The organism is Pinibacter soli (genome assembly GCF_029961145.1).
Taxonomy (GTDB): domain Bacteria; phylum Bacteroidota; class Bacteroidia; order Chitinophagales; family Chitinophagaceae; genus Pinibacter; species Pinibacter soli.
In genome coordinates this window covers 1045202-1058790 of the sequence record NZ_JASBRG010000007.1, presented here as the reverse complement: position 1 = coordinate 1058790, position 13589 = coordinate 1045202, and the positions used below count along the sequence as shown (strand labels likewise).

General features: G+C 41.5%; 8 protein-coding genes. 7 read left to right on the top strand and 1 reads right to left on the bottom strand.

Annotated features, from left to right (window positions below; genetic code table 11):
* Window positions 1-2: 2 nt before the first annotated feature.
* The 3 genes from QJ048_RS15115 to QJ048_RS15105 all read left to right on the top strand — a co-directional run bounded on the left by QJ048_RS15115 (window position 3) and on the right by QJ048_RS15105 (window position 5065).
* Complete coding sequence (locus QJ048_RS15115) at window positions 3-1859, top strand: RagB/SusD family nutrient uptake outer membrane protein (RefSeq protein WP_282335227.1); 1857 nt, start codon at window positions 3-5, stop codon at window positions 1857-1859.
* 30 nt (window positions 1860-1889) lie between these two features.
* Window positions 1890-3515 (top strand): DUF4957 domain-containing protein, encoded by a 1626-nt coding sequence (locus QJ048_RS15110; protein WP_282335226.1) that lies wholly within the window; start codon window positions 1890-1892, stop codon window positions 3513-3515.
* A 65-nt stretch (window positions 3516-3580) separates the two neighbouring features.
* On the top strand, window positions 3581-5065 hold the full coding sequence (locus QJ048_RS15105; RefSeq protein ID WP_282335225.1) for a pectate lyase family protein: 1485 nt from the start codon (window positions 3581-3583) through the stop codon (window positions 5063-5065).
* A 196-nt stretch (window positions 5066-5261) separates the two neighbouring features.
* On the opposite strand, the gene QJ048_RS15100 is transcribed toward QJ048_RS15105, so the two are convergent.
* The gene (locus tag QJ048_RS15100) at window positions 5262-6293 is read right to left on the bottom strand and encodes a LacI family DNA-binding transcriptional regulator (protein ID WP_282335224.1); all 1032 of its coding nucleotides are present in this window, start codon (window positions 6291-6293) and stop codon (window positions 5262-5264) included.
* A 368-nt stretch (window positions 6294-6661) separates the two neighbouring features.
* Here QJ048_RS15100 and QJ048_RS15095 point away from each other — a divergent pair, with 368 nt between their 5' ends.
* The 4 genes from QJ048_RS15095 (at window position 6662) to QJ048_RS15080 (ending at window position 13552) form a co-directional block, all read left to right on the top strand.
* The gene (locus tag QJ048_RS15095) at window positions 6662-8305 is read left to right on the top strand and encodes a glycoside hydrolase family 28 protein (protein WP_282335223.1); all 1644 of its coding nucleotides are present in this window, start codon (window positions 6662-6664) and stop codon (window positions 8303-8305) included.
* Window positions 8306-8444: 139 nt separating this feature from the next.
* Entirely contained in the window at window positions 8445-10370 is a 1926-nt protein-coding gene (locus QJ048_RS15090; RefSeq protein WP_282335222.1) for a glycoside hydrolase family 88 protein, read from the top strand.
* Between the two features lie 165 nt (window positions 10371-10535).
* Window positions 10536-11978, top strand: a complete 1443-nt coding sequence (gene uxaC / locus QJ048_RS15085) for a glucuronate isomerase (protein ID WP_282335221.1) — start codon at window positions 10536-10538, stop codon at window positions 11976-11978.
* 2 nt (window positions 11979-11980) lie between these two features.
* Complete coding sequence (locus QJ048_RS15080) at window positions 11981-13552, top strand: MFS transporter (RefSeq protein WP_282335220.1); 1572 nt, start codon at window positions 11981-11983, stop codon at window positions 13550-13552.
* Window positions 13553-13589 lie beyond the last annotated feature (37 nt).

The window sequence follows — 13589 nt, the reverse complement described above, 5'->3', positions numbered from 1 at the left end:
GTATGAAAAAAATAAATCTGTATCTAATAGCATTAATCGCTTTTTCATCTCTCGCAGGTTGCAAAAAGTTTCTTGATACAAAATCTGATTCTCAGTATACACCGGATATTGTGTTTAGCTCGCCGTCAATGGTAAATTTCGAATTAAACGGTATTTACTCATTGCTTACGCAGGATCAGATGTATTCTGCAAGACTATCTCTTAACTATGCTACTAACAACGATATCGAATTTGTAGGGGCAGATGAAAACTCTTATTCGGAAGATAAAAACAGAGGTCTGTCTAACTACATGGGCACCCGCAATAATACCGTGATATATAACGAATGGGTAACGCTGTACCGCCTTATTGAAAGAGCAAATCTCTTAATAGACGGTGTTGCTAAAAGTCCACTCTTAACTACCAGTGACTCTACAACAGTTAAGGGGTATTTAGGAGAAGCGTATACATTGAGGGCTCTTGCATTTTATGAACTTGTCAAAAATTGGGGAGATGTTCCGTTTTCGACTGAACCGGCCAAGCCAGATCTTTCGACTGTTTATATGGGACCAACGGACAGAGACACGATCTATGATCACATTATCGCTGATTTGCAACTGGCACAAAATATAGTTCCATGGGTAGGCGAGGGCGCAGGTTATACGCCAGAGAAAATTACAAAAGGGTTTGTAAAAGGTTTGCTGGCAAGAATTTGTCTAAGCAGAGGCGGGTATTCTATCCGTAACAAACCTGGTTATCCTACCGAAAGAGGAAGTGATTGGCAGAAGTACTATAGAATTGCGGATACCGCTTGCCGTGAGATTATAGCTAGCGGTCGCCATAATTTAAATCCTTCTTATACCGACATCTGGAAAAATCTTTGTCAGTTGACAATTGATAACGGTTCCAGAGAGAACCTTTTCGAAGCAGCAATGGGATTGGGTTATAGCGGTGAAATGGGTTATTCAATTGGCGTAAGATCTTACACCAATGGTAAGTACGGTTTTGGAAACAATGCCAATGTTGTAAATACCAGCCCTGTTTATTTTTACAGTTTCGATACAACTGACACAAGAAGAGATGTAACAGTAGCGTATTACTCGTATGGCAACAGTAGTGGAGATAAAAAAGAATTTTTTCAATCCAATCCATTATCCTATACCATTGGAAAGTGGGATCAGCGCTGGATGAATGGAGGCTTTCTATCAATGAATTTAGCTGCGCAAAGCAAATTTGGATATGGTATTAACTGGGTGCTGATGCGTTATTCAGATGTTCTGCTAATGTTTGCCGAAGTTGAGAACGATTTAAATGGAGGGCCGACAAATGAAGCTAAGCAAGCACTCAAACAAGTGCGAAGCCGTGCATTTGGGCCCAGCAAGCAGTCAGAAAAAGTAGACGGTTATGTGAATGGTCTTTCAGGCCAGGCAGCTTTCTTCAATGCAATTGTAAACGAACGTGCATGGGAATTTGGTGGTGAAGCCATTCGTAAATATGATCTGATCCGTTGGAATCTTCTTTCCTCTAAAATCCAGGAACTAAGAGATAACTTTTCAAAAATGCTTTCTCGTCAAGCTCCTTACGACAAACTTCCTCAATATCTATTCTACAAGTATAATGCTGATAACGAAACTATAGATAGAGCAGGAATTAACTTCTATACAGACAAAGGCGCGGCTGACATTGCCGGATATACAAAGATTAATTGGTTGTCTGGTTATAAGGATGCTGATAAAGCGAGTTATCTGAATAGAATGAACCTTTTTAGCAGCGGTTTAAACAACAATTCAGCGGGAGTGCGAAACAGGCATTTATATCCTCTTCATGGCTCTGTTATAAGTAATTCTAATGGCAAGCTTGTGAATGCATATGGATTCTAATAATTATTCTAAACAATTATCATTTAAACAATGAGAAAGATATTCAACCTGATATTCCTGTTATCCGCAATTGGAATGTCGTTTATTGCCTGTAAAAAATATAATGACTGGCCAACCGACAGTTCTTACAACAGACTATTTCAACCTTCTACTTTAACAACATCCGTGGATGGAATAACTGTAACCATGAAGTGGAAAGGTATGCCATCAACAAACAAATATGTTGTTGAATTAAGTAAAGACAGCTTGCAATTTAACCCTGTTGTGGCAAGATTTACAGGAGCCGCATCATCAGATGCAAACGGATGCTATTTTGTTATACCGGGCCCTTTAGATCCACTGACAACTTATTCTGTAAGGATAAAAGGCGAGGACACTACAAATGGAACACCGGATTCACATTGGGTGACTGCAATGTTTAAGACAAAGTCTGAACAGATTATGACTAATGTTCCAGCATCGGATGTAACGGCAAATAGTATTACCTGGAGATGGCAGACTCCCAATGCTGTAACCCATTTAATTGTTAACGGGGTTCGTTATAACATTTCAGCAGATGAAGTTGCTACGGGCGCAAAAACAATAACAGGGTTGCAACCTAAGACTTCTTATTCTGCAACGTTATATAACAATGCTAATATCAGAGGCTCGCAAACTATGTCAACAACAGCGCTTGTTCCTGTTGGGCCTGATGTCATTTACTTAGGTCCTTCTGATGATCTTGCGGCAAAAATAACAGCATTAACTTCTGGTGACAATAAGATATTTGTTTTGTATCAAGGTTCCAGCTATAATCTTGGTGGAACTGCTGTTGCGATTCCTGCCGGTGTCTCAATTACAATTTGGGGCGAAGAAGGCCCTGACAGACCAGTAATTTATCCTGGAGTACCGTCAGTATCCGCTACTCAACTTTTTACTATCCCGACTTCTGCCGGTACAATAAAATTTGAGAATATTGATTTGGAAGCCTTTGCTAACAATAATCCTAACAGTGGTTTCAAAGCGACCTACGTATTAAACCAGGCGTCAACGGACCCCGCTTGTAATATTTCAAAAGTGGTATTTGAAAATTGTAAAATTCGAAATTTTGCAACTACAGCTTTGAGACTTCAGGTTGCAAATTCAATAATAGATAGTGTTGTCGTTAACAACAGCATTGCCTATAATACAGCGAACGGCTACGGATTCATCCATATTAGTGCAACAGGAGCTAGCGGCAATAAAATAAAAATAACGAATAGTACTTTTTATAACCTGGGGTTGGTAAGTGCGTCTAAAGGCATTGTATATAATGATAAGGTTGCAAATACAACAGTGATACAGAATTGTACTTTTAACAATATGCAATGTGGAACAAATTATTTCCTGACATTTGGAGGATTGGCTTCTAATTTAACGTTGGGTAATATTATTATTGGAAATCTTACCGGTAAGGGAATGGCCGCGGGTCCTATTGTTAGCATAAATCCAAGTGGTTCTGTTTTCAGGACAGGGGATGCAAATTTCACTGCTAATGCAATTTCAGGTATCTCCTTGTTTGGAGTAGCACCAAACAATAATTCAACGGATTTATTTGTCGATCCAACAAACGGAATTTTCACTACAAAACCAGGTTTTAGTTTAAATACTGGCGTAGGAGATCCCAGATGGTTTTAATTGATTTGTATATTTGATCATAGAAAAGGTGTGGCTCAATACCACATCTTTTTTAATTAATTCATATGAAATATATAATATTAGCATCGCTTGTTGCTTGCGTTTCTTTATTGTCGTGCGATAAAAACTCCAATACGGCGTATTCCCCGTCGGGCGGAAACAATAATAATGGCGGAGGAAACAACAACCCTGCACCCGTTCAGGAAACTGCTCTTGCATTTCCCGGTGCTGAAGGTTTTGGAAAAAACGCGACCGGCGGTCGCGGAGGCAAAGTGGTGTACGTAACCAAACTTACAGACGATGGCTCACAAGGAACTTTGCGCTATGCTGTTCAGCAAACAGGAGCAAGATTTGTTGTGTTTAGCGTATCCGGTGTTATACAACTGAATTCAAAGCTTGAAATTACAAATGGCGATCTTACCATTGCAGGGCAAACTGCCCCGGGAGATGGCATTTGTATTCGCGACTATCCTATGGTTGTGAACGCCGACAATGTTATCATTCGCTATATGCGGTTCCGCATGGGAGACGTGACTGGTTATGAAGACGATGCTTTCTGGGGGAGAGGTCACAAGAATATAATGATTGATCATTGTTCGATGAGCTGGAGTATCGATGAATGCTCTTCGTGGTACGACAATCAGAATTTTACCATGCAGTGGTGTATTCTTGCGGAGAGTTTAAGAATGTCGGATCACGTGAAAGGAGCGCATGGTTATGGGGCGATATGGGGCGGACAAAAGGCTTCGTTCCATCACAATCTGATGGCAGATCATGATAGTCGTAATCCACGGTTTTGTGGTAGCCGTTATACCAATCGACCTGATTTGGAACGAGTGGATTTTAGAAACAACGTTATTTTCAACTGGGGTGCTAATAGTGGTTATGCCGGAGAGGGTGGACAGTACAATATGGTCAATAACTACTATAAGCCCGGGCCGGAATCCTCCAATAAAACCCGCATTTTTCAGCCATACGGCGATGACGGCACAAATAGCCAGCCGGCTGGTGTTTGGGGTAGCTTTTATGTTGCAGGAAATGTTATGAATGGCAGCGCTTCAGTTACAAGCGATAATTGGACCGGTGTTACTCCCAATGACGCTAATAAAAACAAAGCTGATTTAAAACTTGCTTCAGCATGGGACATCACAGGCGGCGAAGTAAATACCCAGGTTGCCGACACTGCATACGACCGTATAATAAAGTTTGCAGGCGCAAGTTATAAACGTGATGCGGTTGATACACGCGTTACTGGCGACGTGAAAAGCGGCACTCCAACCGTAAGAGGTTCAAGTTCCCTGAATGTTGCGCCATATCCTAAGCTCGGTATTATAGATTCACAGAAAGACGTTGGTAATTGGCCTGTTTATAACAGTACTACAGCGCCAGTTAGCACAGCGAGCGACGGTATTCCGGATGATTGGAAAAAAGCGAACAAATTGGATGTAACGAAAAGTGTAGCCAACGGCCGCAGCCTTAGCACCGGTTATGATAATATTGAAGTGTATATAAACAGTCTGGTGAAAGATATTACAGATGCACAAAAATAATTTGGTTTATTCCTGGCATGGCTGCAATTCGATTGAAAAGAGTGCGGCCATGCTTTGTTCATTCATATTCCTCGTTGAAAGGAGCGTCGCAAGTAAAGTCCAATCAAGGAACAGCCGTTGGTGGCCAAAACAAAAAGCGTTTCGTGAAGACAAGAAACGATGTGACTTTCAGTTATTCAATGAATCAATAATTCTGCTATTTCTTTTCACTCGACTCTCTTATGACCAACTCTGCTGGAAGCACATAGTTCTCAAAAGTTTTATCCTGCCGTTTTGCTTCAATCATCTTTAATAAAAGTTCAGTTGCTTTTTTGCCCATTTCAAAAGCAGGCTGCTTGATCACGGTCAGTGCAGGTTGCAGAAGATCTGCATTTTCAGAGTTTGAGAAACCAACCAGTGCAATGTCATCCGGCACTTTCATTTTTTTAGACTTGAAATAACGCAGAATGCCCATTGTCATGGTATCGGATCCTGCAAAAACAGCGTCGGGCTTTTTTTTCTGCGAAAACAACGAATCCATTACCTGTTCAAGTTCCTCGTAATTCTGACCGCCATGCTCACAATACCGGATCAGTTTTTCATCTTCCGGGATGTTATTGTCCTGCAAGGCTTTTTTATAACCATTTAATCTTCCCTGTGCAATAAATGAATGTTCGGAAATAGAAACAATGGCAATGCGCTTAAAGCCATTTTTCATTAAGTGTACTGTGGCATTGTATGCGCCGGTAGAGTTGTCGATGATGACTTTGTGTGTATCGATATCGTCCACTACGCGGTCAAAAAACACGATTGGCAGTCCTTTGTCGTGCAGGCTCTTCAGGTGATCGAAATTGGTGGTTTCCATTGCCACAGAGATCAAAAGGCCATCAATCGAGCGGGAAGCAAGGTAACTCAGGTCCAGCACCTCGCGTTTGTATGATTCGTGACTTTGTGAAATGATCACATTGTACCCTCTGTCATACGCGATAGATTCGATACCGTTAATGATCTGCGAGAAAAAACTGTTGGCAATTTCGCAAACAACCACACCAATGGAGCGGCTTCTTTTCTCTTTCAGGCTGAGTGCAATAGGGTTGGGTCTGTAATTATGTTCCTCGGCATACTCACGAACGATCTTTTTCGTCTCAACACTTATCTCGTGACTGTCTCGCAGTGCACGGGAAACGGTTGAGGTCGAAAGGCCAAGGGCTGTGGCAATATCTTTTATAGTAATAGCTTCAAATCTCATATTTAATTCAGAATGTCGGAAAGAATGAAGATAGGGAAAAATGGTCGCATCATAAAATATTGATTATTAATTAATTGATTGGGGAAAAGCTGTTGGTTGGGATTTTTGTTGTTGAACCTCCGGTAAACGCAGATTTCTAAACAGCTATCGGGCCTTTTATTGTAAACAAACATGAGCAGATAAAGGCCTGTAACTAACATCCATCAACTAATCACTTTATAGCTGCAACCCGATAACGATTGCGTAAAAAAATATCTCTAACACCGTTGTTCTCCAAGAATATATAAGTAGCATTGTATGCTGAGATTAGTATCATATTGCTTCTATTTCTCGTGTCTAATCTTTATTCAGGAACTTAACTTGTCATCATGAAAATAAGGCCAATATTAGGTTTAACCCTTGCTTCGTTTGTTCTTGCTGCTGGTGCAAATGCACAGAAAATGCCTGTAGTGCAGCAACCCACTTTCAAAAAAGATACATTTAATATTGTTCGTTATGGGGCCGTGGCAGATGGCATTACGCTTAATACCAAAAGTATCAACGATGCTATTACTGCGTGTAACAAAAAAGGGGGCGGCGTTGTGCTGGTGCCTGAAGGTCTTTGGATCACAGGCCCGGTAGAAATGAAAAGCAATGTGAACCTGCATGTAAAAAACGGGGCCATTCTGCAATTCACGAACGATCTTTCGCAATACAAAATTGTAGAAGGTAACTGGGAGGGACAACCGAACGCCCGCAACCAGTCGCCGATATCCGGAAAGAATTTGCAAAACATTGCTATCACCGGCAAAGGTATTGTTGACGGTTGGGGCGATGCGTGGCGCATGGTGAAGAAAGATAAACTGACAGGCTCCCAGTGGAAACAATTAACGGAATCCGGTGGCATTACCAGCGATGACGGCAAAACGTGGTATCCTTCTCAAAGTTCGATGAACGGATCAAAAACAAAGGATGCCGGAGTTTTAGCAAATGGTAAAACGATCAAGGATTTTGAAGATATAAAAGACTATCTGCGTCCAAATTTACTTGTACTGGAAAGCTGTAGAAAAGTTTTGCTTGAAGGTGTAACCTTTCAAAACTCTCCCGCGTGGTGCCTGCATCCATTGATGTGTGAGGATTTGACGGTAAGAGATGTGTACGCAAAAAATCCCTGGTATGCACAAAATGGTGACGGCATTGATGTGGAATCTTGCAACCGCGTGTTGCTTGAAAACAGCACATTTGATGTAGGCGATGATGGTATTTGCGTGAAATCAGGTAGGAACGAGTCTGGTAGAAAAAGAGGCATGCCTACGCAAAATATGATCGTTCGCAATTGCATCGTGTATCATGCGCACGGCGGATTTGTGATTGGAAGTGAAATGAGCGGTGGTGCGAAAAACATTTACGTAAACAACTGTTCATTTATCGGAACTGATATCGGCCTTCGTTTTAAAACAACAAGAGGTCGTGGCGGCATAGTGGAAAATATCAATGTTTCGAACATCAGCATGAAAGACATCATGGGTGAGGCTATTTTGTTTGACATGTATTACGAAGCGAAAGATCCTGTGCCTTTGGCAGGAGAAGTAAGAAATGCACCAGCGGTAGAGTTGTTCCCTGTTACAGAAGCAACGCCACAATTCAAAGACTTTAACATCCGCAATGTAGTTTGCAACGGCGCATCCAAAGCTATATTCGTAAGAGGATTGCCCGAAATGCATATTCAAAACATTCTGCTGAAAGATATTTCTATTGTAGCAAAAAAAGGTATACAAATAGAAGAAGCAACCAACATAAAAATGCAGAATGTACATTTGTCAATTGCAGCAACTGATGCATTGGTAAGTATTCAAAACAGCAAAGAAATTTCGTTTGACAAATTATCAAATGTAAAACCAACGGAAGTTGTTTTCAGTGTGACAGGTAGCGGATGCGGAGATATTCAATATGCAAACTCCACGCTTCCTTATAACAAACAATTCGCCGCATTTAATGCAGGCGCGACTGAAAAATCATTAATCAAAAAATAGATTGTTCCCGGGATCGTCAATATGAAATGAGCATGACAACGATTTTGCGCTGAAAGAAATGATGATTTTCATATGAGTTCATTGCCCGACAAAAGCCATTCAGACAGGCATCTGACCAAAATAAATTGAAAAAATACAGATGAAAAGAACATTAGTAACAGCATTTATAGGACTTGGCTCAATTGCTTTTTTCTCTGCAAAATCGCAAACCGCGCAGCTTTCATGGTCGCAGCGTGCAGGCAATACAATCATGCAGCAATGGCCAGATTCATTAGTGAAAGAAGGTGCACACGAGGCGCGATGGACATACGATCTTGGTGTAATGTATGAAGGGCTGAGAGGTTTATGGTATAATACAGGTAATGGAGACTATTTCAAGTTCATCGAAAAGCGAATGGACTTTTTTGTAAATAATGACGGAAGTATTAAAACTTACAAGCAAGACGAATATAATATCGACAACATACTGCTCGGCCGTTCTGTACTTACAGCGTTTCGTGTTACTGATAAAGAAAAATATTACAAAGCCGTAGCTAATCTGCGTGAACAATTGAAATCTCAGCCACGCACAAATGATGGCGGCTTCTGGCACAAGAAAAGATATCCTTACCAAATGTGGCTGGATGGTCTTTACATGGGAGAGCCATTTTACGCGGAATATGCCGCACAGTTTAATGACACTGCGGCTTTCAGCGATATCGCGAAGCAGTTCATTTTAATGGAAGAACACTCTCGTGATAACAAAACTGGTTTGATGTATCACGGTTGGGATGAATCCAAAGAACAAAAATGGGCAGATAAAACAACCGGCAGATCGCCAAATTTCTGGGCTCGTGCGATGGGATGGTATGGTGCTGCATTGGTTGATGTGTTGGAAACATTTCCTGCCAACCACCCAAAACGAAAAGCATTGGTTGACATCTTAAACAGGTATGCCGCTGCTGTGCAAAAAGTACAGGATGCAAAAACAGGTTTATGGTGGGATGTGCTGGACAAGCCAAATATAAAACCAAATTATTTTGAAGCTTCTGCAAGCTGTCAGTTTGTGTATGCCTTTGCAAAGGGCGTAAGACTGGGCGTATTGCCTCAATCATATCTTGCTGCCGCGCAAAAAGGATATAAAGGCATTCTTGCTGAATTTGTAAAAAGCGATGGCAAGGATGGTATGACACTTGACGGAACGGTCAGTGTAAGCGGCCTTGGTGGAAATCCTTACCGTGACGGAAGTTTTGAATATTACATGAGTGAAAAAGTAGTGCGAAATGACCAAAAAGGTTTGGGTGCTTTTTTACAAATGAGCAATGAAATGGATATCGCAGCAATGCCAAAACCTGGCAAAGGAAAAACAGTCCTGCTTGATAGTTATTTCAACAACGAAACAAAGAAAGATGCGGCTGGCATTACCCGTCCTTTCCACTACAAATGGGAGGAACTGAGATATGAAGGGTTCTCTATCTGGGGTCATACTTTTAAATGTGCCGGTGCAAATCTGGCCACTTTGAATGAAGCGCCTACTGCCGCAAATCTTAAAAAGGGAAACGTTTTGATAATTGTTGATCCTGATACAAAAGCCGAAGCACCAAACCCAAATTATATGGATGAAGCATCTGCACAAAATATTTACAATTGGGTTAAAAATGGTGGTGTGTTGGTGATGATGATGAATGATTCTGCAAACACAGAGTTTGCTCACTTTAACATATTGGCGGACAAATTTGGCATCCATTTCAATCCGGATTTGCGCAACCATGTAATCGGTAATGCAATTGAGCCGGGCATTATGACGATTCCTGCTAGTGATAAAATTTTCAAGAATACCAAAAAGGTTTACCTGAAAGACATTTGTACAATTAAATTGAAAGCGCCTGCAACAGCACACTTCACCGATAAAGGTGATGTGATAATGGCAGTAGCGAAAGTCGGCAAAGGGACAGTATTCGCTGTTGGCGATCCATGGTTGTATAACGAGTATACCGATGGAAGAAAACATAACGACGATATCAACAACTACGCCGCAGCAAAGGATCTTGCTAACTGGTTATTGGAGCAAGCATCTGTGAAGTAGGTGGGGAGTTGCGCTCTGTGAGGCTTCCTGCCTCGCAGCTGTATTCTGTAGCCCTTGGCAACATTAACATCGCCGGAAGCGATAGATTAAACTCCGAAGCTGTAAGCTTCAGAGAGCAAGGTTAAATAAAAACACATTTTAGTGAATAAAAGATAACGTAAGTGTATGAAACAATTTTTAAACGAGGATTTCTTATTAAACAATAAGACCGCTCAGCGCTTATACCACGATTTTGCGAAGCAAATGCCGATCATCGATTATCATTGCCATTTGCCACAACAACAAATTGCAGAGAACAAGATTTTCGAAAATCTTACGCAGATATGGTTGTATGGCGACCACTACAAATGGAGGGCAATGCGTACCAACGGCATTGACGAAAGCTATTGCACTGGCAATAAAACTGATGAAGAAAAATTCCAGCAGTGGGCAGCAACTGTTCCTTATACTTTGCGCAATCCTTTATATCACTGGACGCATCTTGAATTGCAACGCTACTTTGATGTGCACGATATACTAAATCCAGAAACGGCAAAAGCGATCTATGAAGAGTGTTCCGCAAAATTGAGAACACCTGATTATTCCGTTCGTAGCCTGATGCGCAAGATGAATGTGAAACTGGTTTGTACAACAGATGATCCTGAGGATGATTTGTTTTTCCATAAACAATTATTGAACGAAGGCTTTGAAATCGGCGTGAAGCCAGCTTATCGTCCGGATATGGCGATGAACATCGATGATCCTGCGGCGTTTAACAATTACGTAGCAAGATTGGAGAAAGCGGCTGATATGTCGATCGGTACTTATGACGATCACATTGAAGCTTTGAAAAGCCGTCACGATTATTTTGCAGCCAACGGTTGCAGCGTATCTGATCACGGTATCGAGCAGATCTATGCAGAAGACTTTACTGCTGCAGAGATCAATGCCATTTTCACTAAAGTACGCAGTGGTAAAAAAGCCGATGATCTCGAAATCAGGAAATTCAAATCTGCGATGTTGATCGCATTTGCAGAATGGGATCATGAAAAAGGCTGGGTGCAACAATTCCACCTTGGTGCTTTGCGTAACAACAACAGCCGCAGATTGCGCGAACTAGGCGCAGATACAGGTTGGGATTCTATCGGTGATTTTTCACAGGGCCGCGCTTTGTCAAAATTCTTAAACAGATTGGATAACAATAATACATTGGCAAAAACCATTTTGTACAATTTGAATCCTGCCGACAACGAGTTGATGGCAACGATGATCGGCAACTTCAATGATGGTTCTTCAGCAGGGAAAATTCAGTGGGGTTCTGGCTGGTGGTTCCTTGATCAGAAAGATGGCATGACTAAACAAATGAATGCGTTGTCAAACATGGGTCTGTTGAGCCGCTTCGTTGGAATGTTGACCGATTCAAGAAGTTTCCTGTCTTACCCTCGTCACGAATATTTCCGCAGAATAATGTGCAACTTGTTTGGCGAAGAAATTGAAAATGGTGAACTGCCAAACGATGTTAATTGGGTAGGAAAGATCATACAGGATATTTGCTACAACAATGCTAAGGAATATTTTAGCTGGCAGCACCTTGACGTAAATAAAACAGCAACCCAAAAAGCACTTTAATAATGTATTCTAACGATGAAACAGCCATACTGGAGAAAAAAGAAGCCGTGCAGGAAAATGTACCGCAAAAGAAAAGTAACTACAGATGGGTGATTGTAAGCTTACTTCTTTTCTCGACCACCATCAATTACATGGATAGAAATGTAATTGGTTATCTGAAAGACTATTTCTGTTCTCCCACCGGTTTTGGCTGGTCGGCGAGTGACTTTTCCAAGCTAACCGCGATATTCACCGCGTTTTATGCAGGCTTCACACTATTTGCCGGCTTTATCATGGATAAAGTGGGTACAAAAAAAGGCCTTGCCTTTTCACTTGTGGTTTGGTCTTTCGCAGGAATCAGCAGTGCATTTATGGGCACGAGCCTTTGGCTGCACAATGCGGCCAGAGCGATTTTTGGCGCGGGAGAAGCAGGCAACTTTCCTGCATCTATCAAAACGGTGGCAGAATGGTTTCCGAAAAAAGAGAGAGCCTTGGCAACGGGAATTTTTAATTCAGGTTCCAATATTGGTGCCATGATTTGCGCATTGATCATTCCTATGATCCTTGCAGCATGGAACCCAACGGAAGGTAATTCTTTGTTCATGGGAACCTTTCATGGCTGGCAAATGGCGTTTATCATCACCGGAGTCGTTGGTTTTGTCTGGCTGATTTTTTGGAGAAAGTTTTATGCAACTCCGCAACAGATGCTTACGAGAGGAAAAGTTAGTCAGCAGGAATATGATTACATCAATAGCGAAGCGGAGCAATCTGCCGAGGTTGATGTAAAAAAAGAAGGTGAAAAAAAACCATGGTACAAAATGCTTTCTTATAAGCAAACGTGGTCCTTTGTACTTGGTAAGTTTTTAACAGACGGCATTTGGTGGTTTCTTTTGTTTTGGTTGCCAACTTATATAAAGCAGCAGTTTTGCGTAGGCATGGCTCCGGATCAGGCAAAATATACTGTAATGATCTCCACATTCACTGTGTATGGCATTGCAATTATTGGATCAATTTATGGCGGCTCCATACCAATGACATTTATGAACAAAGGCTGGCAGGCATATAAGGCCCGCATGACAGCCATGTTAATCATTGCTTGTGCGCCATTATTGTTATTAACCACTCAATGGATGGCTACCTATGGTATAGTAGCTGCAACTGCTATCATAAGCATAGGTGCAGCAGCTCACCAGGCTTGGTCTGCAAATTTGTTTACAACCGTTTCTGATATGTTCCCTAAAAAGATGGTGGGCAGTATAACCGGTATCGGTGCGGCAGCCGGTGGTCTTGGTGGAGTGCTCGTTCAACTGTTGGCAGGGAATTTAGAAGACAGCTACCGTATTAAAGGGGTTTTCGAAGCAAGCAAAGCCGGTTTAATAAAAGCCACAGAAGCATTGCCATTGGAAAACGTTAAAGTAGATAATTTGAAGGATGTTTTGATTGACGCAAACACGTTTGATCAGGCAAGACATTATATCACTTCCAATATTTCAGTAGCTTACGGCGTTATGTTTGCCGTTTGCGCAGGAGTTTACTTAGTGGCATGGATTTGCATGAAACTGCTGGTGCCAAAACATAAGCCAATTACGGCATAAATAATGGAGAATTGAAAATTGAAAATTGAAAATGAGA